This is a genomic window from Pseudomonas sp. 8 R 14 (genome assembly GCF_900005955.1).
In the GTDB taxonomy this organism is placed as follows: Bacteria; Pseudomonadota; Gammaproteobacteria; order Pseudomonadales; family Pseudomonadaceae; genus Aquipseudomonas; species Aquipseudomonas marginalis.
On record NZ_CVTH01000038.1, the window covers coordinates 119,401 to 142,959 of the forward strand.

Annotated in this window: 22 protein-coding genes; 8 read left to right on the forward strand and 14 right to left on the reverse strand. The window is 61.0% G+C overall.

The genetic code is table 11. The features are described 5' to 3' along the window. Positions 1 to 92: 92 nt before the first annotated feature. The 5 genes from BFQ01_RS07165 to sctC all read right to left on the reverse strand — a co-directional run bounded on the left by BFQ01_RS07165 (position 93) and on the right by sctC (position 3,839). The gene (locus BFQ01_RS07165) at positions 93 to 1,115 is read right to left on the reverse strand and encodes a quinone-dependent dihydroorotate dehydrogenase (protein ID WP_065924770.1); all 1,023 of its coding nucleotides are present in this window, start codon (positions 1,113 to 1,115) and stop codon (positions 93 to 95) included. 85 nt (positions 1,116 to 1,200) lie between these two features. After that, positions 1,201 to 1,662 carry a transglycosylase SLT domain-containing protein gene (locus BFQ01_RS07170; RefSeq protein WP_027603696.1) on the reverse strand — a complete coding sequence of 154 codons (462 nt, stop codon included), beginning with the start codon at positions 1,660 to 1,662 and terminating at the stop codon, positions 1,201 to 1,203. Then, complete coding sequence (locus BFQ01_RS07175) at positions 1,655 to 2,050, reverse strand: winged helix-turn-helix domain-containing protein (protein ID WP_065924771.1); 396 nt, start codon at positions 2,048 to 2,050, stop codon at positions 1,655 to 1,657. Before BFQ01_RS07175 ends, BFQ01_RS07170 begins: the two co-directional genes overlap by 8 nt. A gap of 166 nt (positions 2,051 to 2,216) precedes the next feature. Then, complete coding sequence (locus BFQ01_RS07185; protein ID WP_027603693.1) at positions 2,217 to 2,429, reverse strand: FliM/FliN family flagellar motor switch protein; 213 nt, start codon at positions 2,427 to 2,429, stop codon at positions 2,217 to 2,219. Between the two features lie 15 nt (positions 2,430 to 2,444). After that, complete coding sequence (sctC, locus tag BFQ01_RS07190; protein ID WP_083244850.1) at positions 2,445 to 3,839, reverse strand: type III secretion system outer membrane ring subunit SctC; 1,395 nt, start codon at positions 3,837 to 3,839, stop codon at positions 2,445 to 2,447. A 306-nt stretch (positions 3,840 to 4,145) separates the two neighbouring features. Here sctC and BFQ01_RS07195 point away from each other — a divergent pair, with 306 nt between their 5' ends. The 5 genes from BFQ01_RS07195 (at position 4,146) to cobA (ending at position 9,840) form a co-directional block, all read left to right on the forward strand. Further along, positions 4,146 to 5,372 (forward strand): CmpA/NrtA family ABC transporter substrate-binding protein, encoded by a 1,227-nt coding sequence (locus BFQ01_RS07195; RefSeq protein WP_065924774.1) that lies wholly within the window; start codon positions 4,146 to 4,148, stop codon positions 5,370 to 5,372. Positions 5,373 to 5,385: 13 nt separating this feature from the next. Beyond that, positions 5,386 to 5,961: an ANTAR domain-containing response regulator gene (locus tag BFQ01_RS07200; RefSeq protein ID WP_027603690.1), complete on the forward strand. Its 576-nt coding sequence runs from the start codon at positions 5,386 to 5,388 to the stop codon at positions 5,959 to 5,961. A 227-nt stretch (positions 5,962 to 6,188) separates the two neighbouring features. Beyond that, positions 6,189 to 7,400 (forward strand): nitrate/nitrite transporter, encoded by a 1,212-nt coding sequence (locus BFQ01_RS07205; RefSeq protein ID WP_053132785.1) that lies wholly within the window; start codon positions 6,189 to 6,191, stop codon positions 7,398 to 7,400. Then, complete coding sequence (locus BFQ01_RS07210; RefSeq protein WP_065924775.1) at positions 7,400 to 9,070, forward strand: bifunctional protein-serine/threonine kinase/phosphatase; 1,671 nt, start codon at positions 7,400 to 7,402, stop codon at positions 9,068 to 9,070. Before BFQ01_RS07205 ends, BFQ01_RS07210 begins: the two co-directional genes overlap by 1 nt. Positions 9,071 to 9,096: 26 nt before the next feature. Continuing rightward, on the forward strand, positions 9,097 to 9,840 hold the full coding sequence (cobA, locus tag BFQ01_RS07215) for a uroporphyrinogen-III C-methyltransferase (RefSeq protein WP_065924776.1): 744 nt from the start codon (positions 9,097 to 9,099) through the stop codon (positions 9,838 to 9,840). Between the two features lie 58 nt (positions 9,841 to 9,898). Here cobA and BFQ01_RS07220 read toward each other — a convergent pair whose 3' ends face one another. The 8 genes from BFQ01_RS07220 to ppsA all read right to left on the reverse strand — a co-directional run bounded on the left by BFQ01_RS07220 (position 9,899) and on the right by ppsA (position 17,994). Next, positions 9,899 to 10,879, reverse strand: coding sequence for an OmpA family protein (locus tag BFQ01_RS07220; protein WP_065873888.1), 981 nt, complete (start codon positions 10,877 to 10,879; stop codon positions 9,899 to 9,901). A gap of 107 nt (positions 10,880 to 10,986) precedes the next feature. Further along, the gene (gene sigX / locus BFQ01_RS07225; RefSeq protein ID WP_003175518.1) at positions 10,987 to 11,577 is read right to left on the reverse strand and encodes an RNA polymerase sigma factor SigX; all 591 of its coding nucleotides are present in this window, start codon (positions 11,575 to 11,577) and stop codon (positions 10,987 to 10,989) included. A gap of 87 nt (positions 11,578 to 11,664) precedes the next feature. Then, positions 11,665 to 12,489: a mechanosensitive ion channel family protein gene (locus BFQ01_RS07230; RefSeq protein ID WP_003175519.1), complete on the reverse strand. Its 825-nt coding sequence runs from the start codon at positions 12,487 to 12,489 to the stop codon at positions 11,665 to 11,667. A gap of 2 nt (positions 12,490 to 12,491) precedes the next feature. Continuing rightward, on the reverse strand, positions 12,492 to 12,737 hold the full coding sequence (locus BFQ01_RS07235; protein WP_015885347.1) for a hypothetical protein: 246 nt from the start codon (positions 12,735 to 12,737) through the stop codon (positions 12,492 to 12,494). 86 nt (positions 12,738 to 12,823) lie between these two features. Further along, entirely contained in the window at positions 12,824 to 13,819 is a 996-nt protein-coding gene (locus tag BFQ01_RS07240; RefSeq protein WP_065924777.1) for a zinc transporter ZntB, read from the reverse strand. A gap of 25 nt (positions 13,820 to 13,844) precedes the next feature. Then, positions 13,845 to 14,336 (reverse strand): ribonuclease E activity regulator RraA, encoded by a 492-nt coding sequence (gene rraA, locus BFQ01_RS07245; protein ID WP_065924778.1) that lies wholly within the window; start codon positions 14,334 to 14,336, stop codon positions 13,845 to 13,847. Positions 14,337 to 14,524: 188 nt separating this feature from the next. Then, the gene (locus tag BFQ01_RS07250) at positions 14,525 to 15,514 is read right to left on the reverse strand and encodes an alpha/beta fold hydrolase (protein WP_065924779.1); all 990 of its coding nucleotides are present in this window, start codon (positions 15,512 to 15,514) and stop codon (positions 14,525 to 14,527) included. Between the two features lie 104 nt (positions 15,515 to 15,618). Continuing rightward, the gene (gene ppsA, locus BFQ01_RS07255) at positions 15,619 to 17,994 is read right to left on the reverse strand and encodes a phosphoenolpyruvate synthase (RefSeq protein WP_065924780.1); all 2,376 of its coding nucleotides are present in this window, start codon (positions 17,992 to 17,994) and stop codon (positions 15,619 to 15,621) included. Between the two features lie 177 nt (positions 17,995 to 18,171). On the opposite strand from ppsA, the gene BFQ01_RS07260 reads away from it, so the two are divergent. After that, positions 18,172 to 18,990: a posphoenolpyruvate synthetase regulatory kinase/phosphorylase PpsR gene (locus BFQ01_RS07260; protein WP_027603681.1), complete on the forward strand. Its 819-nt coding sequence runs from the start codon at positions 18,172 to 18,174 to the stop codon at positions 18,988 to 18,990. Between the two features lie 199 nt (positions 18,991 to 19,189). On the opposite strand, the gene BFQ01_RS07265 is transcribed toward BFQ01_RS07260, so the two are convergent. Then, on the reverse strand, positions 19,190 to 20,614 hold the full coding sequence (locus BFQ01_RS07265) for an aminotransferase-like domain-containing protein (protein ID WP_065924781.1): 1,425 nt from the start codon (positions 20,612 to 20,614) through the stop codon (positions 19,190 to 19,192). 160 nt (positions 20,615 to 20,774) lie between these two features. Between BFQ01_RS07265 and BFQ01_RS07270 the strand changes: the two genes are divergently transcribed. Together BFQ01_RS07270 and moeB are read left to right on the forward strand one after the other, a co-directional pair. Further along, positions 20,775 to 21,668: a DMT family transporter gene (locus BFQ01_RS07270; protein WP_161985727.1), complete on the forward strand. Its 894-nt coding sequence runs from the start codon at positions 20,775 to 20,777 to the stop codon at positions 21,666 to 21,668. Positions 21,669 to 21,691: 23 nt separating this feature from the next. Beyond that, positions 21,692 to 23,554 (forward strand): molybdopterin-synthase adenylyltransferase MoeB, encoded by a 1,863-nt coding sequence (moeB, locus tag BFQ01_RS07275; RefSeq protein ID WP_065924783.1) that lies wholly within the window; start codon positions 21,692 to 21,694, stop codon positions 23,552 to 23,554. Positions 23,555 to 23,559: the final 5 nt, after the last annotated feature.

Here is a 23,559-nt window from a genome sequence, read left to right on the forward strand (position 1 = left end):
TCGCGAAGAACCTGAGGGCGCCGCGTTAAGCCAGATGCGCAGCGCTATCGTTGACGCTCTTCGCGAGCAAGAACTAGGCGTCCCCCTCGCTCCTACACGCGCAAGGCCGCAATTGCATCCACTGACTGGCGGATCAGCGCCGGGCCTTTGTAAATAAAACCCGAGTACAACTGCACCAGGCTGGCACCCGCAGCGATCTTCTCGGCTGCATGCTTGCCTTCGGTGATGCCGCCCACCGCGATGATCGGCAAACGCCCGGCCAGCTCAGCGGCCAGCACCTTGACGATATGAGTGCTCTTGTCACGCACTGGCGCCCCCGACAGGCCGCCCGCTTCATCGCCATGGGCCAACCCTTCGACGCCGACACGGCTGAGGGTGGTGTTGGTCGCGATGACCGCATCCATGCCCGCATCCACCAGGGCCTGGGCCACCAGCACGGTTTCTTCGTCACTCATGTCCGGGGCGATCTTGATTGCCAGCGGCACACGCTTGCCATGGCGCACGGCCAGGTCTTCCTGGCGTTGGCGCAGGGCTTCGAGCAGTTGCTTGAGCGAATCGCCGAACTGCAGGCTGCGCAGGCCCGGGGTGTTGGGCGAGCTGACGTTGACGGTGACATAGCTGGCGTGGGCGTAGACCTTGTCCAGGCAGATCAGGTAGTCATCCACTGCGCGCTCGACCGGCGTGTCGAAGTTCTTGCCGATATTGATGCCGAGGATGCCCTTGTACTTTGCGGCCTCGACGCGCGACAGCAGATGATCGACGCCCAGGTTGTTGAACCCCATGCGATTGATGATCGCCTCGGCTTCCGGCAGGCGGAAGATACGCGGCTTGGGGTTGCCCGGTTGCGGTCTCGGCGTCACGGTGCCGATCTCCACAAAACCGAAACCCAACTGCGCGAAGCCATCGATGGCCGCACCGTTCTTGTCCAGGCCGGCAGCCAGTCCGACCGGGTTGGGGAAGTCGAGCCCCATCACCGACACCGGCGTTTTCGCCGGCGCCTTGCATACCAGGCCATTGAGCCCCAGGCGGCCACCGGCACCGATCAGGTCCAGGGACAGATCGTGGGAGGTTTCCGGGGAGAGTTTGAACAACAGCTGGCGGGCCAGGGTATACATGGGCGGGCTAGACTCGGATGGCGGCGAAAGGTGGCGGCGATTATAGCGGGGTGGCGGGGTGCACGCGAGGCGCGCCGCCCAAACGTCAGTAGCGTTGCTGTACCAGGGCCTCATAACGTGCCCAGATTTTTTCCGCATAGCGCATGCGCAACGCGTCGCGCTCAGGGCCGGAGCCGGGCCCGACATTGTAGGACCCCACCGCCGTCCAGTTGTAGCCAAAGCGCTGGATAAACTCGGCCAGTATGGACGCCCCGACTTCCACCGACAGGCAAGGCTCACTCAACAACCTTTCCTCGGTGATACCCAGCTTGAGCAGGCGAGGCAAATGGATACTGTTGATCTGCATCAGGCCGATATCCCGTGTGCCGTTACCGTTGGCGTAGTTCATCGCATCCGGGCGAAAATCCGACTCCACGGCGGCGATAGCCTGTAGCAACTCCGGCTCGATATCGTAGCGATGGGCGGTTTCCTCCCAGCAATAGGCCAGTGCCTGATTGCCGCTCGTCACCAGGCCAAGCCACAGCAGCCGGCGCCAGAACTCAGCCATGACTGACTTGTCCACAGGCCGAACACACATGCGGCAGGGTATCCATAGGCCCGGGCCCTGCTCGCTCAGCCTTCACCGGGCATGTAAAGCGATACCCGCGACCATAAATGGTCTTGATAAAGCCTTTGTCAGCGCCAAGATGCTTGCGCAGCGAATAAATGCAACGGGTCAGCGACTCCTCGGCGACCTCCCCCTGGGGCCAGGCCAACTCGAGCAAACGATCCTTGGTCATCAGTACACCGCCAGAGACCAACAGCAGCCGCAAAACATGCAGCTCCTTGGGTGGCAACTGGACGTCGCTGCCGTCGCCGGTCAGGCGACCATCGCCATGCAGCGTCCACTGGGAAAAGAGCAGGGACGTCGTCAACTCATCATTCACGACGGCCATATCTACCTCGACATCCGACTACTGACATTGAAGTCCTTATTTTCCAGTACTGGCTCTTGTGCCCACATCACGACTATAAAAAACCACCTTGCAGCCCACGCTAGGAAAAACCCCATACAGCCGACGCTTTTTAGCAACACCCTGTAAGACACTTCACCCACATACGTCAGGCGCTCCCCCATTTATAGACCTCGTGCAACTCAACACCCAACCGATCCTCCAGTTGCACCAACTCGCCCAATGCGAGCAACCGGCCATTAACCCGAACTTCCACGCAGTGGATGATGCCCGGCGACAATGGCAGCACCTTTCCAGCAGCAAAGGCTGCCAGGCGCCTGCGGCTGATCAGTTGTTCCTGTAGAAGAATTTCCAAATGCATGGGTCAACACCTTATTCACGGAGAGCTATCGCGACCCGGGCGTACAAACGCACGTTGCACGCGCTCGTATTGCGCCGCACTCAACGGTGGTGCGCCCACGCCTGTGGCCAACGCCTTCAACTCGCTACCCGCGGCCCGGGCCTGAATGACAAACAGGCGAACCTTGGCCGGGCCGGCTGGAGCGGTGCTGCGTCCCGGCTCATGCGCCTCACGGCTGAACGCTCCCAGCCACAGGCGCTTGCCCTGCGCGACCCTCACCACACTGCTGGCACTCACCCGTCCGACCGCGGTCGGTTTGCCGCGCCGCCCCGCCTGGCTCAATTGTCGACCATCCTCGACATGGAGCAGCATCTCGATCTGGTTCGCTTCGGCAAAACGCGGCAGTACGCTGACCTGGGAGCCGTATTGCACGGGCTTCCAATCAGCATGGTCGGCTCCGGGAGCAGGCAGGTAGAAGGTGTGGTTATCCTGGAACATGGCCGGCACATTCTCCTGGGTGAGAATCACCGGCAACGTCATCACCCTTGCTCGCCGCCGGCGCTCCAGCGTGGCGATTTGCGCCATCACGCGGTTATCGTCCATCGGCTCCAGAATGCGCTTGGCCTGGGCCTTCCCATCCTTGTCCCAGTCAAAGCCCAGCTTTTTCAGTTCGTCACGGTCCACGTCCACCATCCATAGCGAGACTTCGATAGACCGCTTGGGCGTGTCCAACTCCGCCACCAGGCGCTCGATGAACCCCAACTGCGCAGGTTTACCCTTGATCAGCAGGCTATTGGTATCCGGGTATGCGATCACCACCAGGTTCTTGTCGGCCAGCGGTCCCTTCTGTTCAGAACCCAACAGGGTTTCGATCGTCGACGCGATTCCCGGCACCGTGACCTTTTCGTCACCCATGGCATAGCCGCGGTCTGCCACGTGGGTGTTGAGTACCTGAACGACAGCAAACGCCTGGTTACCTACCTTTAATTCAGCACGCTCGCGATCCATCAATTGGGCCAGGCGCAAAACGTGGTCGACATAATGAGGTGGCCCGGATACATCGAATGTGCGTGCCCCGCTCACGCGCAGGGGGTAGCGCGTCTCATCAAGACCCGAACGGCGCATGAGGCCACGAAACCGCTCGACAGATATATGCCGCAGCACCACTGCCGAACGTTTTGCCTCGCTGGCGTTGTAGAGGTAGAGCGCCTGGCCATCGCTGTACCAGATCAAGCCGTACTGCAACGCAAGCGTCTCCAGGGCGTGCAGCGGCATAGCGAGGTCAATGACCTCGCTGATGCGTATGCGCGCCACTTCACCGCTCACGACGATGGGCAGGCCCATGGGCACGGACAAGGCGGTAAAGACGGTATGCAGGCTCTCGTCCTGCGCCTGGTAGGTTTCGCCCCGGGCACCGGCACTTCCCAGCATCAGCGCGGCAAGCAGCAGCCAGAGACAGGGAGTTGTTACGGAAAAGTGAGCGTACACCTGGGATTTCCTGGGCGGCCTGGCAGTAAGAAGCGGCCATACTGAGAGGCAGCCGAGTTTCAATCTTGATGAAAAGTTGACGGCTGGCGGCGCCCATCGGCCCGTGGCATGTGCCTTGCTACGGACTCCGTATCAAGGCGCGCACCAACGGCGGAGCGGGCTTACGGACAAAGGCGTCGTTACCCGCAATGGCCTTGCATCGCCATCTGAGGGAACGACGCTTTTTTGTGAAAGAAAAGGTAGGTGTTGATGAACGATTCGGTTGGCAACAGCCCGACGAACGACCCGCTGGCCTGGGTCAACGGCAGTGATGCCCCGGAAAAGAGCAGCCTTGACCTGGGCTTCATGGCCTTGAGCGATTGCGCATCCCTGGTGGTGGCAGCGACCCAAGGGTTCGCCCAGCCTTATGGCTTGACCCTCAACCTCAAGCGCCAATCTTCATGGGCCAACCTGCGGGACAAACTGGTCAGCGGCGAACTGGACGCCGCCCACAGCCTGTACGGGCTGGTCTATGCCGTGCACCTGGGCATCGGCGGCGTCGCACCTACCGACATGGCAGTCTTGATGGGGCTGAACCAGAACGGCCAAAGCATCAACCTGTCCCGCAGCCTGCAACAGCAGGGCGTGGTCACTCCTGAGGCGCTGGACCGCCACGTGCACCAAAGCCGAACAAAACTGACTTTCGCCCAGACCTTTCCCACAGGCACTCACGCCATGTGGTTGTACTACTGGCTGGCGAGCCAAGGCATTCATCCGCTACAGGATGTGGACAGCGTCGTGGTACCGCCCCCGCAAATGCTCGCGCACCTGCAGGCCGGGCGTATCGATGGCTTTTGCGTCGGCGAGCCCTGGTGCGCCAGTGCAGTCAAGCAACACCAGGGCTTTACCCTGGCGACCACCCAGGCGATCTGGCCGAACCATCCGGAAAAGGTGCTCGGCTGCACCCAGGCGTTTGTCGACCAGTACCCCAACACCGCCCGCGTGTTGGTGATGGCGATCCTCGAGGCCAGCCGCTTTATCGAGCAAAACACCGAAAACCGCCGCTCCACCGCACAATTGCTCAGTGGCCGCGAGTACCTCGATGCCCCGCTCGACTGCATCGAGCCGCGTTTGCTGGGCGCCTATGACGACGGCCTGGGCAACCAATGGCAGGACCCCCACGCCCTGCGTTTTTTTGCCGATGGCGAGGTCAACCTGCCCTACCTCTCCGATGGCATGTGGTTCATGACCCAGTTTCGACGCTGGGGCCTGTTGCGCGAAGACCCTGATTACCTCGGCGTTGCGCGCCAAGTGCAACAGCTGGCGCTGTATCGTCAGGCCGCCGAGGCACTGGGCCTCGGCGACAACGGCCAGGACATGCGCAGCAGTCAACTGATCGACGGCAAGATCTGGGACGGCTCGGATCCCGCCGGCTACGCGCGCAGCTTCCGCCTGCATGCCATGGCGGACCCTACCAGCCGCCAAGCCTTGCGCTGACAGGAGGATGTCCATGCTGCGAATCCTGTTGATCAACGACACGCCACGCAAAGTCGGCCGCCTGAGGACAGCGCTGATCGAGGCTGGCTTTGAAGTGATCGATGAATCCGGCCTGACCATCGACCTGCCTGCGCGCGTCGAAACGGTGCGCCCGGACGTCATCCTGATCGATACCGAGTCACCGGGCCGCGATGTGATGGAGCAAGTGGTACTGGTCAGCCGCGACCAGCCCCGGCCCATCGTAATGTTTACCGACGAGCACGACCCCGACGTGATGCGCCAGGCCATCAAGTCCGGGGTCAGCGCCTACATCGTCGAAGGCATTCAGGCGCAGCGCCTGCAACCGATCCTCGACGTGGCCATGGCTCGCTTCGAGAGCGACCAGGCCTTGCGCGCCCAGCTCCAGGCCCGTGACCAACAGTTGGCCGAGCGCAAGCGCATCGAGTTGGCCAAGGGCATGCTGATGAAAATGAAGGCCTGCAATGAGGAAGAGGCCTACACCCTGATGCGCCGCCAGGCCATGAGCCGCCAGCAAAAACTGATCCAGGTGGCGGAGCAGATCATCGCCATGAGTGAACTGCTCGGCTGAACACCCGAAACAACAGGTTGGCACAGGACTTGCCAAGTAATCACCACAGGTAACCAACGGCGGTTGCCCCTTCACGACAAAGACGTCGCACACCCGGTTTGCCCTTGCGAACCCGGTGGCGGCGTTTTTTTGTTTTGGCCCCGGTAGCACGGGGCCGGTGGGGCGGCCTCAGCCGGCGGCTCCATCACCAGGCCTTCTTACAAGACTCCCAACCGTTGAGGTGCGTGATGAAATCAAGCTTCTGGAAATCCGGGCACACCCCGACCCTGTTTGCCGCGTTCCTGTATTTCGACCTGAGCTTCATGGTCTGGTATTTGTTGGGCCCCCTGGCGGTGCAGATTGCCGCCGACCTGCACCTGACCACCCAACAACGCGGCCTGATGGTGGCGACGCCGATCCTGGCCGGCGCGGTGCTGCGCTTCCTGATGGGCATGCTGGCGGACAAGCTGTCGCCCAAGACCGCCGGGCTGATTGGCCAGGTGATTGTGATCGTCGCCTTGTTCGGCGCCTGGAAACTGGGGATTCACAGCTACGAACAAGCCTTGTTGCTGGGACTGTTCCTCGGCATGGCCGGCGCATCCTTTGCGGTGGCGCTGCCGCTGGCGTCCCAATGGTACCCGGCCGAACACCAGGGCAAGGCCATGGGCATCGCCGGTGCCGGTAACTCGGGCACGGTGTTCGCGGCGTTGCTGGCCCCGGTGCTGGCGGCGGCGTTTGGCTGGAGCAATGTGTTCGGCTTTGCGCTGATTCCACTGATCCTGACGCTGATCGTCTTCGCCTGGCTGGCACGCAATGCACCCGAGCGGCCGAAAGCCAAGTCCATGGCCGATTACTTCAAGGCCCTGGGCGACCGCGACAGCTGGTGGTTCATGTTTTTCTACAGCGTAACCTTCGGCGGTTTTATCGGTCTGGCCAGCGCCCTGCCCGGCTATTTCAACGACCAATACGGCCTGAGCCCCATGACTGCCGGCTACTACACCGCCGCCTGCGTGTTCGGTGGCAGCCTGATGCGCCCACTGGGCGGCGCCCTGGCCGACCGTTTCGGCGGAATCCGCACCCTGCTCGGCATGTACAGCGTCGCGGCGATCTGCATTGCGGCGGTGGGTTTCAACCTGCCCAGCTCCTATGCGGCACTGGCGCTCTTCGTCTGCACCATGCTCGGCCTGGGTGCGGGCAATGGCGCGGTGTTCCAGTTGGTGCCACAGCGTTTCCGGCGTGAGATTGGTGTGATGACCGGCTTGATCGGCATGGCCGGCGGCATCGGCGGTTTCGCCCTGGCCGCGGGCATGGGCGCGATCAAGCAGAGCACCGGCAGCTATCAACTGGCCTTGTGGCTGTTCGCCAGCCTGGGCGTACTGGCCTGGTTCGGCCTGCATGGCGTCAAACGTCGCTGGAGAACCACCTGGGGTTCGGCCGCAGTGACCGCTGCGCGCGTCTGATGAGCCTGCAACTGAGCGTCGCCCACGCCAGCGCCATCGGCCCACGGGCGGAAAACCAGGATGCGCTGCGGGTCGTCACCCCCGCAGCGGAACTGGCGGCGAGCAAAGGTTACCTGTGCGCCATGGCCGACGGTGTGAGCCAGTGCGCCGACGGCGGACTGGCCGCACGCTCGACTTTGCAGGCCCTGGCCCTGGATTACTACGCCACGCCGCAAACCTGGGGTGTGGCACAGGCATTGGAGCGCTTGCTGCTGGCGCAAAACCGCTGGTTGCAGGCCAATGGCGGCGGCCTGCCGTTGCTGACCACCCTCAGTGCCCTGGTCTTTCGCGGCCAGCGTTTCACCCTGGCCCATGTCGGTGATTGCAGGGCGTATCGCTGGCTGGACGGTGAGTTGCAGCGCATCAGCGAAGACCATGTGTGGGAACAACCGGGCATGCAGCACGTACTCAAGCGTGCCCTCGGCCTGGATCAGCACCTGGTGCTGGATTTTCTCGACGGTCAATTGCGCGAAGGTGAGTGCTTCCTGCTGCTCAGCGACGGCGTCTGGGCCACCCTGGGCGATCACAGCATCAGCGCGATCCTGCGCGAACAAACCGACCTGGACCTGGCGGTCACCACGCTGGTCAATGCCGCACACCTGGCGGGCAGCCAGGACAATGCCAGCGCCTTGCTGGTGCGCATCGACACGCTTGGCGCCGCCACCCTCGGCGACGCCCTGGTGCAATTGCAGCAATGGCCCTTGCCACCGCTACTGAAATCCGGGCAACGCTTTGAAGGCTGGCAGGTGGACAGCGTGCTGGCGCAAAGCAGGCAGTCGTTGCTGTACCGGGTGCGCGATGCCCAACAGCAACCCTGGCTGCTGAAAACCTTGCCACTGAGCCGCGACGACGACAGCGACGCCGGCCAGGCATTACTGTCGGAAGAGTGGTTTTTGCGACGGGTAGCCGGGCGTGCCTTTCCTGAGGTGCACGCCGCCAGCGGGCGCCAGCATTTGTACTACGTCATGCGGGAATATCCGGGGCAAACCCTGGCCGAGCTGTTCCAGCACCAGGGCCCATTGCCCCTGGCGCAATGGCAGTCCGTCGCCGAGCGTTTGCTGCGCGCAGTCGGCATGCTGCACCGACGGCAGATCCTTCACCGCGACATCAAGCCGGAAAACCTGCTGCTGGGGGATGACGGTGAATTGCGCGTGCTGGATTTCGGTCTGGCCTACTGCCCCGGTCTTTCCGAGGACCGGGCCCACGTACTGCCCGGCACCCCGAGCTTTATCGCGCCCGAAGCGTTCAATGGCGACCGTCCGACAGCCCAGCAGGATTTGTACAGCGTAGGCGTCACCTTGTATTACCTGTTGACCGGGCATTACCCCTACGGGGAAATCGAAGCCTTCCAACGGCCTCGATTTGCCCAGGCTGTCAGCGCCAGCCGCTATCGCCCGGATCTCCCCGATTGGCTCCCCCTGAGCCTGGAGCGCGCCGTGGCTGCACAGCCGGCGCATCGCTATGAAACCGCCGAGGAATGGCTGCTGGTGCTGGAACAGGCCGACCGCCAGGAGCTGAGCATCCGCCCCAGGCCCCTGCTGGAGCGCGAACCATTGAAGGTCTGGCGCACCTTGGGCCTGGTCTCGATGCTGATCAACCTGATTCTTCTGTATTCACTCTTTCACAACTGACGTCAGCTCTAGACGAGGAAAAACCCATGAACGCAAAAGTCTGGCTGGTGGGCGCGGGCCCTGGCGATCCGGAGCTGTTGACCCTCAAGGCTGTACGGGCCCTGCACGAAGCCGATGTGGTACTGATCGATGACCTGGTCAACCCCGCAGTGCTGGAGCACTGCGCGGAGGCACGGGTGATCACGGTCGGCAAACGCGGCGGCTGCCGCTCGACCCCGCAGGACTTTATCCACCGCCTGATGCTGCGTTACGCCCGCCAAGGCAAGTGCGTAGTGCGGCTGAAAGGGGGTGACCCGTGCATTTTCGGCCGCGGTGGCGAAGAAGCCGTGTGGCTGCGCGAACGCGGCGTCGAGGTAGAGTTGGTCAACGGGATCACCGCCGGGCTGGCGGGGGCAACGAATTGCGCGATTCCACTGACGTTGCGTGGCGTCAGCCGCGGTGTGACCCTGGTCACGGCCCATACCCAGGACGACAGCAGCCTTAATTGGCGCGCATTGGCCGAGGGCGGGACGACATTGGTGGTGTATATGGGAGTGGCCAAGCTGGAGGAGATTCGCCAGCAATTGCTCGAAGGCGGGATGGCGGCAGATATGCCGGTGGCAATGATCGAAAACGCCTCCTTGCCCCAACAGCGCGAATGCCGCAGTGAGCTGTCGCGGATGCACGAAGACGCACAGGCATTTGCCTTGAAGAGCCCGGCGATTCTGGTGATCGGCCATGTTGCGGCCGCCGAGCAGACGGCTTATGTCGCTGCCGCAGTCAGCGCCTGAGGCAAATACCAAGCAAAAAAAACCCGGCCGAGGCCGGGTTTCTTCTACATCTCAGTAATTACTGAGCGGTAGCTTCAACCGACGCTTCTACGCGACGGTTAACAGCACGACCAGCTTCAGTTGCGTTGTCAGCAACTGGGCGGGATTCGCCATAACCTACAGCAGTTACACGGCTAGGAGCCACGCCGTCTTTAACCAGGACTTGCTTAACAGCGTCAGCACGACGCTGGGACAGCTTCTGGTTGTAGGCGTCTGGACCTACGGAGTCAGTGTGACCAGCAACTTCTACGTTGGTAGCTGGGTACTGAGCCATGAAGTCGGCCAGGTTTTTCACGTCGCCGTAGCTGTTAGGCTTAACAACGGCCTTGTCGAAGTCGAACTTAACGTCCAGCTCAACACGAACAACCTGGGCAACTGGAGCTTCTGGCTCTGGAGTTGGCTCTGGAGCTGGTGCTGGGGTAGGAGCTGGAGCAGCTGCGCCAGCGTTACCGCCGAAGTTCACGCCCAGGCCAACCAGTGCGGAGTAGTCCCACTTGCCGTTGTCCAGACCGTAGTCAGCTTCAACACCGGCACGAGCGTACAGGTTGTTGGTGAAGTAGTACTTCACACCAGTACCAACGGTAGCGAAGGTAGTTTGGTCGCGACCGCTGTGGCCGTCAGCCTGGACGTTGGTACGGCTCTGGTGACCGAAGCCGCCTTCTACGTATGGACGCAGGCTGTCTACGCCAGCTTGACCGAAGTGATACTGGGCAACCAGGCTGCCGGTATCGCCTTTGATCTTCTGGTTACCAGTACCGTCGTTCGAACGGGTGTGGTTGGTCTTGTCGTAGGACAGGTTCAAGGACAGGTCGTCGGTCAGGAAGTAACCGATGCGAGCGCCAGGATTGAAGCCGTCTTCGATGTGCTTGACGCTATCGTTGTACTGCTTCTTGTAGAACAGCTCGCCTTCAACTGCGCCTTGGCCTTGTGCCAGAACGCCGAAAGAAGTAGCGGCAATAAGAGAACCAATGGCCAAGCCCAAGGTGTTTTTCAGTTTCATCCGTTAAATCCCCATCTGGTGATTGTAAAGCAGTCCCACAAACCGGGGGACAACTCGGCGACAAGTCTAACAGAACTTGCCTACACGTAAGAGATATTTGCCACGCACTAAGTTTCAGTCTCGCCCGCAAATTTCTCACGTAATTTATCTAGAGCACGCTTGTAACGCATTTTTGTAGCACTCAAACCCATGTGCATGATGTCAGCGATTTCCTGGAACTCCAGCTCTGCGACAAATCGTAGCACCAGAATTTCCCGGTCAATCGGGTTCACATACACCAGCCAGCGATCAAGTCCGCCCTTCTCCTCGGGTGCCGGCGCCTTTTCTTCAGACGCCTCCTCAAGGGGGTCCAGACTCAAGGCGTCCATCAAGCGACGCTTTCGCCGTTCCTTCCGATACTGCGTGATGCACTCGTTGTAGGTGATGCTGTACAGCCACGTCTTGAACTTCGATTTGCCCTCGAAGTTCTTCAGGCCGTACAGCACCTTGAGCATCACTTCCTGACAGACATCATCCGCATCTCTATCGTTCCCTAAATACCTTGAACAAACGTTGAACAGAGTGCGTTGATATCTGCGCATCAATTCTTCATACGCGCGAGTTACGTGAAACAGCTCCGTGTGTGCGCGCGCGACCAACTCCTCATCAGAGAGCTCACGGGGGTCATAGCGCGTGGACAGCGTTTGGGCTTTATTCAAAACAAGTCGTGCCGACAGTCAGGTCAATGTCCGCTACAGCCCGGTCAGCCGGGCTTGCGGCGGCGTACATTAGCAGGGTTTACCGGGTTAGCGGCTACTGACCTGCTGCTCGAGGAGAATCCGATTGGACAGCGACACCAGGTCGCCGTCATCGGTCAGCACCGTCGTCTTGACTGTGCCGATCTCCTCGATTTGCCCTTCGACCTCGCCCACACGCACCTGTTGCCCAACCTGATACAACTCACGCACATAGATTCCCGCGAGAATCTGGCCGGCAATTTCCCGGCTTCCCAAGCCCATGGCCAGCGCAACGGCCAGACCAACGGTAATCAAAACGATGACGATCACGTGGTTGAGCAGGTCAGTCTTGACCTCCAACTGGCTGATCGCGACCGAAATACTGATGATGATCACCAACCCCTGGGCGATACGCCCCAGGCCAGCGGCATAATCCAACCCCACACCTTCAGCGGCGCCGCGCACCAGCCCATTGGCCAGTTGAGCAAGCAAAACGCCTACGAGAAGCACCAGCGCGCCGCCGAAAACCTTCGGCAAATACAGCGCCAGCATGTCGAGCGTAGCTGAAACTCGCTCAAGTCCAAGGGATTGCGCCGCAGAAACCAGAAAAATCAGCAAAACAAACCAATAGACGATCTTGCCGATCAACGTGGAGATCGGCACCTGCAACCCGGCGCGGCCCAGCAGCTTGGTCAGGCCAGTGCCGGCCATCAGGCGGTCAAGACCCAGTTTCGCGAGCAATTTGGACAGCAGGGTGTCGAGCAGCTTGGCCACGACAAAGCCCAGCAACACCAGGACCAGGGCACCAAACAGGTTGGGGATGAAATTCGCCACCTTGGTCCACAATGCGGTCATCGCGGTGACCAGGCTCTGGGTCCAGAGATCAAGTTCCATATTCAATCAGCCTTATCAGCAGTGCGAGCAAGGGGTTTACGACGGGAAACCGGCGACACGTGGGCCGAACCGTTGTTCAGGGCCATCATCAACGCCGGCATCCAGCGGCCGAGCAGACCGAACAGGTCACCCGCGCCCACCTGGCGGTTAGCGGTTTTCAATACGCGGCCCAGGCAGGCATCGTCGTCACGGTTGGACGGCGAGGCATTGAGCATGTCACGCAAAGACTGTTCGAACGGATCGTGCATAAAGACCTCTCGCAAGTGTTTTAAAAGACGAGGGTAAAATTCCTGGGGTCACATAGGCCCCTTCCTACGTTCAGGTCATATTCAGCTCAAACCCAGCGCAATCGTCGAAACAGCCACCATTGTCCGAGTGCCACCGAGACCATCAACAGGCATGCAATCACGAATCCGTAGGGACTGGCGGAGAACGGTATCCCCCCCACATTTATACCCAGCAAACCGGTCAGGAAACTCATCGGCAGGAAGATTCCCGTGATGATCCCGAAGCGGTACATGGTGCGGTTCATGCGCACGCTCAAGCGCCGGTCTTCGGCCTCAAGCACAAGCCCCACGCGCTCCCGGGTCAATTCGAGCTCTTCCAGGTAGCGGGTCAGGCTGTTGTTCAATTCGTTCCAGTAGTCGGCATCGTCGTCACAGAACCACGGCAATTTTATCCGCGTGAGCTGGGCAAAAATATCCCGCTGCGGCGACAGGAAACGCTTGAGCCCGGCCGCTCGGCGACGGATCTGCAAAACACTGCCATGTTCAGGTGTATACCGTTCGTCGGTATCGAGTTTTTCTTCCTCCGCATCGACGTTTTCCGACAAATCCGTGACCAGATCCTGGACCTTGTTGGTCAGGTACTGCGCCATATAAAGGATGAGCTCCGAAGCGGTTTTCGGCCCCTTGCCATCCGCCAACTGCACCAGCAGTTCATCGGTGGCGCGCAACGGGCGCAGACGCAGGGAGATCACGCGGCTGGCGGCAGCGAAGATACGTACCGAGACCATGTCTTCCGGCTCGGCCCCCGGGTTGAGGTTGACCCCGCGCAGGAACAGCAGCAACTCGGCATCCGGCAGCGGCAACAGGCGTGGGCGGGTGTTCTCCTCCAGCAGCAGGTCACAGGCGAATTCGCTCAAGCCACTGGATTTGCGCAGCCAGGTCTGGGTCTGGGGATGGCTGCGATCCCAGTGCAGCCACAGGCTTTCCTGGGGCTGCAGTTGCAAGTCGTCGAGCTCAGTCCGGGCAATCGAACGCGCACCGCCTTTACCGTCCAGCACCAGGGCATGCACCAGCCCCCACTGCGCGTTTTCTTCCTCGAACATCCTCACCCCTGTCGGTTATTGCGGTTTATTCAGGCATCTGCAGCGGGCTTGGCGAGACGATCACGCCATTATTGTCGGCGTAGATGTACTCACCCGGGCGGAACGTCACACCCGCAAATGTCACCACGACGTTCAGGTCGCCGATGCCGCGCTTATCGGTTTTCATCGGATGACTGGCCAGCGCCTGTACCCCAAGGTCGGTCTGGGCGATCACATCGACGTCACGGATGCAGCCATAGATCACCAACCCTTCCCAACCGTTCTTCGCGGCTTTCTCGGCGACCATGTCGCCCAGCAGCGCGCGGCGCAGGGAACCACCACCGTCGACCACCAGCACCTTGCCGGCGCCCGGCTGGTCGGCCTGCTCCTTGACGAGGGAGTTATCTTCGAAACATTTGATGGTGACAATCTCGCCGCCGAAGGAATCTCGGCCGCCGAAGTTGCTGAACATCGGCTCGACTACCTGCACCAGGTCCGGGTAGGCGTCGCACAGGTCGGGGGTCACGTAATGGTTCATTGAAAAATTCCTTTCCGCCAAAGAAGTGTCTTTCGAAAGAAGCACCAGCCGGAGCCGGTGCGCAACATCCCATTCGCTTCATCGCAACGCAATAACCACTGCGCGACTGAATATGACCAGAAGCGTTTAACGCGTCATATATTAGCCGCAACCACACACGAGCGAAACGCCCTTGGCAGAGCCCTGGGTCAAACTACGACCAATGCCTCGGGCTTGGCAGCCAATAAAGGTGTCAGCGGGTCGTTCAACCATTGCTCAACCAGCGGCCAGACCTCGGCCTGGGCGGCCTTGCTGACGAGCATTTCCACATGTCCGAAATCACCGCTAAACCCTTGCTGGCGCCCCAGGCACAGGTACTGACGGTGCTCGGAGCCGATCTGCTCGAACAGCTTACGGCACGCCCAGTCCGGATCCTGCCGGTCGCCCGCCGCGCTGACGGCCAGCAGCGGCACATCGACGTCCGCCAGGCCTTTCCACCAATCGCGCTTACCCTCGCCAAAGCGACCGAACAGGCCATTCCAGCGCATGGCTTCGATCAGCACGCCGGCCGGTTCGTCCTCCGGGCCCCGCTTGAGCCGCGAGCCGGACACTGCGCCGAAGCGCTTCAACAGCAGACGGCCGGTCCACTCCACTGGAGGAAGTTTCAATGGCCAGTGGCTGCGACTGACCTGACAGCCAAACAGTGCCACCGAGGCCACTGCCGGCGCGCCAAGGTACTGCCCACCCAGGGCCGCCGCCAGGGTTGTAGCGCCGAGAGAATGACCCATCCAATGGGGAATCTGCGCACTTTGCTCACGCACAAAGGCACCAATGGCCGGCAGATCGTAACGCGCATAGTCGGCGACGCGGTTGCTGGCGTAGTCCTGGTTGCGCCGGGACAGCCCATGACCGCGCATTTCCGGGATCCACACATCGAACCCCTGGCGGGCCAGGTAGGCGCCCAGGCCGATCCCCTTGGGCGAATACCAGAAACGCCGGTTGGAAAAACTGCCGTGCAACAAAATAACCGGGATGCCCCGGTTTTCCGGGACATCGGCCAGGCCCAAACGGGTCACCGCCAGCTCGACGGTACCGTCGGGGCTGTTACCGGGCTTGAGGCGATACACGTCTTCACTCAGGTCGCCACGACGCTCAGCGCTGATCAGGGCGACAGGAAACAGGTTGCTGCTGCTTTGCATAATGCTCTTGCACAAAAAAGGGCGACGTCCGCAAGGATTCCGCCCTGTACAGATAAGAATGCCGGTCACCCTGACGGGGGACCGGCACTTTTGACATGGCGACCTCAGGCGGACGCTTGGCCTTCCGCCAGGAAGAACCAGGTTTCCAGCACGGAGTCAGGGTTCAGCGAGACGCTTTCGATACCCTGCTCCATCAGCCATTTGGCCAGGTCCGGGTGATCGGAAGGGCCCTGGCCGCAGATACCGATGTACTTGCCGGCCTTGTTGCACGCCTGGATGGCATTGGCCAGCAGCTTCTTGACCGCAGGGTTACGCTCGTCGAACAGGTGGGCGATGATCCCGGAATCGCGGTCCAGGCCCAGGGTGAGCTGGGTCAGGTCGTTGGAACCGATGGAGAAACCGTCGAAGAACTCCAGGAACTCTTCGGCGAGGATGGCGTTGGACGGCAGTTCGCACATCATGATCACGCGCAGGCCGTTTTCGCCGCGGGACAGGCCATTTTCGGCCAGCAGGTCGACGACCTGGCTCGCTTCGCCCAGGGTGCGCACGAACGGCACCATGATCTCGACGTTGGTCAGGCCCATCTCGTTGCGCACACGCTTGAGGGCGCGGCATTCAAGCTCGAAGCAGTCACGGAACGCTTCGCTGATGTAGCGCGAGGCGCCACGGAAGCCCAGCATCGGGTTTTCTTCTTCGGGCTCGTAGAGCTTGCCGCCGATCAGGTTGGCGTATTCGTTGGACTTGAAGTCCGACAGGCGCACGATGACCTTTTTCGGGTAGAACGCCGCCGCCAGGGTGCTGATGCCTTCCACCAGCTTCTCGACGTAGAAGCCCACCGGGTCGTCGTAGCCGGCGATGCGCTTGTCCACGCTTTCCTTGATGTCCAGCGGCAGGCCGTCGTAGTTCAACAGGGCCTTGGGGTGCACGCCGATCATGCGGTTGATGATGAACTCCAGGCGGGCCAGGCCCACACCGGCATTCGGCAACTGCGCGAAGTCGAAGGCACGGTCCGGGTTGCCGACGTTCATCATGATCTTGAACGGCAGGTCGGGCATGGCGTCGATGGAGTTTTGCTTGATGTCGAAGCCCAGCTCGCCTTCAAAGATGAAGCCGGTGTCGCCTTCGGCACAGGACACGGTCACGCCCTGGCCGTCCTTGAGCAGTTGGGTGGCGTTGCCGCAACCGACCACCGCAGGAATCCCCAGCTCACGGGCGATGATCGCCGCATGGCAGGTACGCCCGCCACGGTTGGTCACGATAGCGCTGGCACGCTTCATCACCGGTTCCCAGTCCGGGTCGGTCATGTCGGAAACCAGTACGTCGCCAGGCTGGACTTTGTCCATCTCGGACACATCCTTGATGATCCGCACCTTGCCGGCGCCGATGCGCTGGCCGATGGCACGGCCTTCCACCAGCACGGTGCCGGTTTCTTTCAGCAGGTAGCGTTCCATGACGTTGGCCGAGGTACGGCTCTTCACGGTTTCCGGGCGGGCCTGCACGATGTACAGCTTGCCGTCATCACCGTCCTTGGCCCATTCGATGTCCATCGGGCACTTGTAGTGCTTTTCGATGATCATCGCTTGCTTGGCCAACTCGCTGACTTCCGCGTCGCTCAGGCAGAAGCGCGCGCGCTCGGCCTTGTCGACGTCCACGGTTTTCACCGAACGACCGGCCTTGGCCTCGTCGCCGTAGATCATCTTGATGGCCTTGCTGCCCAGGTTGCGGCGCAGGATGGCCGGACGGCCGGCTTCAAGGGTGTGCTTGTGCACGTAGAATTCGTCGGGGTTGACCGCGCCTTGTACAACGGTTTCGCCCAGGCCGTAGGCGCCGGTGATAAACACCACGTCACGGAAGCCCGACTCGGTGTCGAGGGTGAACATCACGCCGGCGGTGCCGGTTTCCGAACGCACCATGCGCTGCACACCGGCAGACAGGGCCACCAGCTTGTGGTCGAAACCCTGGTGCACACGGTAGGAAATGGCGCGGTCGTTGAACAGCGAGGCAAACACTTCCTTGGCGGCGCGGATCACGTTTTCCACGCCGCGGATGTTAAGGAAAGTCTCTTGCTGGCCGGCGAAGGAGGCGTCAGGCAGGTCTTCGGCGGTGGCCGAGGAGCGCACGGCGACGGCCATGTCCGGGTTGCCGGCCGACAGGGTGGCGAAGGCGGTGCGGATTTCTTCGTTGAGCTTCTCGGGGAACTCGGCTTCCATGATCCATTGGCGGATCTGGGCGCCGGTTTTGGCCAGGGCGTTGACGTCATCGACGTCCAGGGCATCCAGCGCGGCGTGGATCTGAGCGTTGAGGCCGCTCAGTTCGAGGAAATCGCGGTAGGCCTGGGCCGTGGTGGCGAAACCACCCGGCACCGACACACCTGCGCCTGCAAGATTACTGATCATCTCGCCGAGGGATGCGTTCTTGCCCCCTACGTGCTCTACATCATGGACGCCGAGCTTATCGAGGGAAACTACGTACTCTACCAAGGTGATCTCTCCACTAACTGTGTTGGAAAAGCTCAGGACGCCGGCTGCTCGTAGGAGCGATTACCTGCGTTTGTGGCCTGGACCTGGAAAATAAGTGAGAATGCGGCCCACTATGGGACGGCAAAATCGCGCCTATCATATCCAAGATTCGTCATCAGCTTAAGGCCCAGGGCTCAAATGAAACGATCTGCTTTCTTTATCTCCGACGGCACCGGCATTACCGCCGAAACCCTGGGTCAGAGCCTGCTCGCGCAGTTCGAAAACAATACCTTCGCCAAATTCACGCGGCCCTATATCGACAGCGTGGATAAAGCGCGGGCCATGGTACAACAAATCAATCTGGCGGCTGAAAAAGACGGCTTTCGGCCGATCATTTTCGACACCATCGTCAATCAAGACATCCGTGAGATTCTCGCAACGTCGAATGGTTTCATGATCGACATTTTCTCGACGTTCCTGGCGCCGCTGGAGCAGGAATTGAGCGAACACTCCTCCTATTCGGTCGGAAAGTCCCATTCCATTGGGCATAACTCCAATTATATGGAGCGTATCGAGGCGGTGAACTTCGCCCTCGACAACGACGACGGCGCCCGCACCCACTACTACGACAAGGCCGACCTGATCCTGGTCGGCGTGTCGCGCTGCGGCAAAACGCCCACCTGCCTGTACATGGCCATGCAGTTCGGCATCCGTGCGGCCAACTACCCGCTGACCGAAGACGACATGGAGCACCTGACGCTGCCCGCCGCGCTGCGCGCCCATTCGCACAAGCTGTTCGGCCTGACCATCGACCCGGACCGTCTCACCGCCATCCGCAACGAGCGCAAGCCCAACAGCCGCTACTCCAGTTATGCCCAGTGCGAGTTCGAAGTGCGCGAAGTAGAAAATCTGTTCCGTCGCGAGAATATTGCGCACATCAATTCCACGCATTTTTCGGTGGAAGAGATTTCGGCGAAGATTCTGGTGGAAAAAGGTGTGGAGCGGCGCTTCAAATAATGCCTTGAGACACTGTTTTACTGTGGCGAGCGGGCTTGCCCCGCGCTGGGCTGCGCAGCAGCCCTAAACCAGTCACCGAGAACTGGCTGACACACCGCATTTATCTTGATTGGGGCTGCTTCGCAGCCCAGCGCGGGCGGTGCGACGATTCGACAAGCCCGCTCACAACGAGCCTGCTCACAGCATCGACGTCCACTCGCTATAGGTGAAACCGCCCTCCCCCTTGCCCCAACGCCGTCGCCAATGCATCAAACCCCGCCCGCAACAACTGATCATCGCCCGAGGTATTGCAGATACTCGCCCGAATGAACTGCGGCACCGCCGTCTGCCCTACGGCAAACGCCTCGGCGGTGGCGATCAGGTAATTATTCTGCTTGAGCTCCGCCTCGATTTCCGACGCGCGCCAGGGCTCCGGCACTTCGATCCAGAAGTGCGGGCTGTTCAGGTGGGTGCGGTACGCCAGGCCGGCCAACAAGTCCTGCACCAGGGTCTTGCGGCGGCTGATCTCGTTGATCTGTTGGCGCAGCAGGTATTCCGCCGTGCCGTTTTCGATCCACTGCGTCGCCAGTTCCAGGGTCACCGGCGTGGCCATCCAGCAGGTGGAGCGCAAGGCCGCCGAGATACGGCTGACCAGCGCCGGGGGCGCATGCACATAGCCCACACGCAGCCCGGCAGACACGGCCTTGCTCAGGCTGCTGATCAAAATCGTACGTTCGGGGGCGAAATGGCTGAGGGGCGGTGGACGGTCTTCAACCAATACGCCGTGGGCTTCGTCCTCAAGAATCAGCAGATTATGTTCCCGGCACACCTTCACCAAGGCTTCGCGGCGCGCCACGGATAACACCGCCGTGGTCGGGTTCTGGATGGTCGGCGTGCAATACAGCGCTGAAACCCGGTGATTACGACAGACTTCATCCAGCGCGCTCGGCAGCACGCCTTCTTCGTCCATCTCCAGGCCGATCAGGCGGATACCCAGCATGCGTGCGGCGGTGATCAGCCCCGGATAAGTCAATTGTTCGGTGACCACCGTATCGCCGGCGCGCAGCAGGGCCATCATCGCGCACAGCAGTCCATGCTGGCCGCCGTTGACGCAGATCACCTGCTCGGGGATCGGATGAAAATCACGCTGCACCAGCCACTGCGCGCCCGCGTCGCGATAACGCGGCAGGCCGGCATCCGGGGTGTAGGCGCTGATGTCCTGGAGGAACTTGGCGTTGGTCGACAGGGTTTGGAAGCTCTGTGCCAGGAAGGTGGTTTCCTGACCCGGGATATGCATGTTGCGGCTCATGTCGAAGCACTGGCGCGGCTCCTCGCTGAAGTTACGAAAGCCTTCATCACGCTGGCGCTCCATCCCACGCTTGCGGACGAAAGTGCCGTCACCCACTCGCGCTACCACCAAACCCAGACGCTCCAGCTCACCGTAGGCCCGGCTGATGGTGCCGATGGTCACCCCCAGATTGTCGGAAAGCACCCGATGAGGCGGCAGTTTTCGTCCCGGCTCAATCAAGCCTTCGAGGATGCCCCGTTCCATGACATCGGACAGGCGCTTGTACTTCACGCCCTGCCCGTTGGACAACCCCTCACGCATAATTGACACCATGTCAATATTTGTTTTGACAGCCATCTTTCGCCCTAATAGTGTGCTTTTACGGGTTCAATCGCCGAATTTCATAACTCATTACAAGTTCAATATAGAGTTCAATTCAGGCTCAGGGAAGCAATAAACGATGCCAATGTCCGCCGTTCTCGAAAACAACGCCAAAACCAAAACGCAAAAGCAGTGGCTGGCCGGGCTGGTGACCAGCGTGATGTTCCTGATCGTGTGCCTGAGCTGGGGCACCACGTGGCTGGGGATCAAGATCGCCGTGGAGAGTGTGCCGCCGCTGACGTCCGCCGGTCTGCGCTTCCTGATCGCCTTCCCGCTGTTCCTGTGTTTTGCCAAGGTGCGCCGCGAGCCCATCCTGTTTCCCCGCGAGAGTCGCTGGTTTTTCGTATTCGTGACCCTGTCCTACTTCAGCGTGCCCTACTACCTGCTCAACTACGGCGAGATGCATGTGTCATCCGGTCTTACCGCCCTGCTGTTCAGTTGCATGCCGGTATTCATCCTGATTTTCTCCGCGTTGTTCCTGCGCGAGCGCATCTACTTTTCCCAGGTGGTCGGCATCGGTATCGGCTTCGGCAGCCTCTACATGATCATCAGGAGCCAGGGCCTGCACCTGGACCACGCCGAGTTCCTGGGGGTACTGGCGATCCTGGCGGCCGCGATCATGCACGCCTTGTGCTACGTCATCACCAAGCAAAAAGGCAGCGCCATCAGCGTGATCACCTACAACACCCTGCCCATCGGCATTGCCGGGCTGATGCTGTTCGTGGCCGGGTTGTGGTTTGAGACACCGACCTTCGAAGCCATCACCCTGCGCTCCTGGAGCGCGCTGTTCTACCTGGGGCTGGTGGCCTCGGTGGGTGGGTTCATCGTGTATTTCATGCTGCTCAAGCGCTTGAGCCCGATCATCCTGTCGTTCGTGTTCATCATCTTCCCGGTGTTCGCGGTGATCATCGGCGCCTGGTACGAAGGCGTGGCGATTTCCCGCGACCTGATGCTGTATTCGGCCATCCTGCTGGCCGGCTTTGCGATCACCAAGTTGCCCATTGAAAAACTCCTGGCCAAGAAAAATTGACCCGCCATCAACGCGAGAGAAACATGGACGTCCTCCGCCCAAAAGCCCTGGAACAGATCTACGCCCACGCCAGCCGCAGCTACCCCGAGGAATGCTGCGGCTTTGTCTTCGCCGACGGCAGCGTGTACCTGGGCAGCAACATCCAGAACGAACTGCACCGCAAAAACCCCGAGATGTACCCGCGCAGCGCGGCCAATGGCTACACCTTCTCGGTGGCCGACACCCTGCTGATGAACAAGGCGTTTCGCAGCGACAACCCGGTGGTGGTGATCTACCACTCCCACCCGGATGTCGGCGCCTATTTCAGCGATGAAGACCAGGACAAGGCCCTGTTCATGGGCGAGCCGATCTACCCCGTCAGTTACCTGGTGGTCGACGTTCGCCAGGGCCAGGCCCTGGGTTCAAAACTGTTTGCCTGGGATGGCGAGCATTTCACCCTTAACCCCTTCAACGACCTGCACACGGAGTTGTCCATGAACGCTGTCTCTTTCCCCGACATTCTGGTTCGCGTGGCCAAGCTGCCGGAATCGACCCTCGAGGGCGCCGGATCGACATTGCGCGAAGTCATTGAAAACCTCTGCAGCAGCCACCCGCAGTTGCGCGCCCATCTGTTTCACGAAAAGAACAACCAGCTCAAGGAACACTTCCTGTTCACCGCTGAGGAAGAGCTGATTGGCGCCGATGACCGGCTGCCGGAAAAAGCCCGCATCGAAGTGCTGCTCGCCACCTCCGGCGGTATGGACGTCGACAGCCTCAGCAACGAGGAAGTGCAACGTTATGTGCGCCATATCACCCTGCCCGGCGTCGGCCGCGAAGGCCAGTTGAACCTCAAGAAAGCCAAGGTCCTGATTATCGGCACCGGCGGCCTGGGCTCGCCCATCAGCCTGTACCTGGCAGCGGCCGGCGTCGGTACCCTGGGGCTGGTGGATTTCGACGTGGTGGAAAGCAGCAACCTGCAACGCCAGATCGTCCACGGCAACAGCACCCTGGGCATGCCCAAGGTCGACTCGGCCAAGCAGCGCTTGCAGGACCTCAACCGCCATATCCAGATCAACGCCCACGACACCGCCCTGAACGCCGACAATGCCCTGGAACTGGTGGGCGCCTATGACCTGGTCATCGACGGCACCGACAATTTCGACACCCGCTACCTGGTCAACGACGCCTGCGTGCAACTGGGCAAACCCCTGGTGTACGGCGCCATCTACCGCTTCGACGGGCAGATCAGCGTGCTCAACTACCAAGGCGGGCCGTGCTACCGCTGCCTGTTCCCCAGCGCACCGCCCGCGGAACTGGCACCCAATTGCAGCGCCGGAGGGGTGATCGGCGTGCTTCCCGGGGTAGTCGGGATGATCCAGGCCACCGAGGCGATCAAACTGTTGATCGGCATTGGCGAGCCCCTGTCCGGCCGCCTGATGCGCTTCGATGCACTGGCGATGAAGTTCAGCGAAATCCGTTTCAAGCGCCGTGCCGACTGCCCGTGCTGCTCCGACCTGCGCCCCAGCGAAACCCTGGCGCCAGCCGTCTGTGCGGACGCCGTGCCCAGCCAACCGTCCCTGGCCGAAGAGCGCTACATCAAGCCGCGCGTACTCAAGCAGGTACTCGAACACCCCAGCAGCGCCGACGTCCTGCTGGATGTGCGCGACGCCAGCGAACTGGAGGTGTGCAAATTACCGGGGGTGGTGCATATCCCCCTGGCCGAGCTGGATGGCCAGCTCGGGCGTCTCAGCCGCGACAACACCCATTACCTGATCTGCTACGCCGGCACCCGCGCCGAGCAAGCGGCCAGCACCCTGTTGGCGGCGGGTTTCGCCAACACCAAAGTCCTGCAAGGCGGCATGAAACACTGGGTTCGCGACGTCGAACCCGACATGCCGTTGTACTGACCCGG

What these genes read in the sequence shown, in the direction of transcription:
- rraA (WP_065924778.1), bottom strand. Translation starts at nt 14,336, where the DNA reads ATGAACCATTACGTGACCCCCGACCTGTGCGACGCCTACCCGGACCTG.
- moeB (WP_065924783.1), top strand. Translation starts at nt 21,692, where the DNA reads ATGGACGTCCTCCGCCCAAAAGCCCTGGAACAGATCTACGCCCACGCC.
- BFQ01_RS07165 (WP_065924770.1), bottom strand. Translation starts at nt 1,115, where the DNA reads ATGTATACCCTGGCCCGCCAGCTGTTGTTCAAACTCTCCCCGGAAACC.
- sctC (WP_083244850.1), bottom strand. Translation starts at nt 3,839, where the DNA reads ATGCTGGGAAGTGCCGGTGCCCGGGGCGAAACCTACCAGGCGCAGGAC.
- BFQ01_RS07170 (WP_027603696.1), bottom strand. Translation starts at nt 1,662, where the DNA reads ATGGCTGAGTTCTGGCGCCGGCTGCTGTGGCTTGGCCTGGTGACGAGC.
- BFQ01_RS07235 (WP_015885347.1), bottom strand. Translation starts at nt 12,737, where the DNA reads ATGCACGATCCGTTCGAACAGTCTTTGCGTGACATGCTCAATGCCTCG.
- BFQ01_RS07195 (WP_065924774.1), top strand. Translation starts at nt 4,146, where the DNA reads ATGAACGATTCGGTTGGCAACAGCCCGACGAACGACCCGCTGGCCTGG.
- BFQ01_RS07205 (WP_053132785.1), top strand. Translation starts at nt 6,189, where the DNA reads ATGAAATCAAGCTTCTGGAAATCCGGGCACACCCCGACCCTGTTTGCC.
- BFQ01_RS07250 (WP_065924779.1), bottom strand. Translation starts at nt 15,514, where the DNA reads ATGCAAAGCAGCAGCAACCTGTTTCCTGTCGCCCTGATCAGCGCTGAG.
- BFQ01_RS07260 (WP_027603681.1), top strand. Translation starts at nt 18,172, where the DNA reads ATGAAACGATCTGCTTTCTTTATCTCCGACGGCACCGGCATTACCGCC.
- BFQ01_RS07220 (WP_065873888.1), bottom strand. Translation starts at nt 10,879, where the DNA reads ATGAAACTGAAAAACACCTTGGGCTTGGCCATTGGTTCTCTTATTGCC.
- BFQ01_RS07230 (WP_003175519.1), bottom strand. Translation starts at nt 12,489, where the DNA reads ATGGAACTTGATCTCTGGACCCAGAGCCTGGTCACCGCGATGACCGCA.
- BFQ01_RS07210 (WP_065924775.1), top strand. Translation starts at nt 7,400, where the DNA reads ATGAGCCTGCAACTGAGCGTCGCCCACGCCAGCGCCATCGGCCCACGG.
- BFQ01_RS07240 (WP_065924777.1), bottom strand. Translation starts at nt 13,819, where the DNA reads ATGTTCGAGGAAGAAAACGCGCAGTGGGGGCTGGTGCATGCCCTGGTG.
- BFQ01_RS07200 (WP_027603690.1), top strand. Translation starts at nt 5,386, where the DNA reads ATGCTGCGAATCCTGTTGATCAACGACACGCCACGCAAAGTCGGCCGC.
- BFQ01_RS07265 (WP_065924781.1), bottom strand. Translation starts at nt 20,614, where the DNA reads ATGGCTGTCAAAACAAATATTGACATGGTGTCAATTATGCGTGAGGGG.
- BFQ01_RS07185 (WP_027603693.1), bottom strand. Translation starts at nt 2,429, where the DNA reads ATGCATTTGGAAATTCTTCTACAGGAACAACTGATCAGCCGCAGGCGC.
- BFQ01_RS07175 (WP_065924771.1), bottom strand. Translation starts at nt 2,050, where the DNA reads ATGGCCGTCGTGAATGATGAGTTGACGACGTCCCTGCTCTTTTCCCAG.
- cobA (WP_065924776.1), top strand. Translation starts at nt 9,097, where the DNA reads ATGAACGCAAAAGTCTGGCTGGTGGGCGCGGGCCCTGGCGATCCGGAG.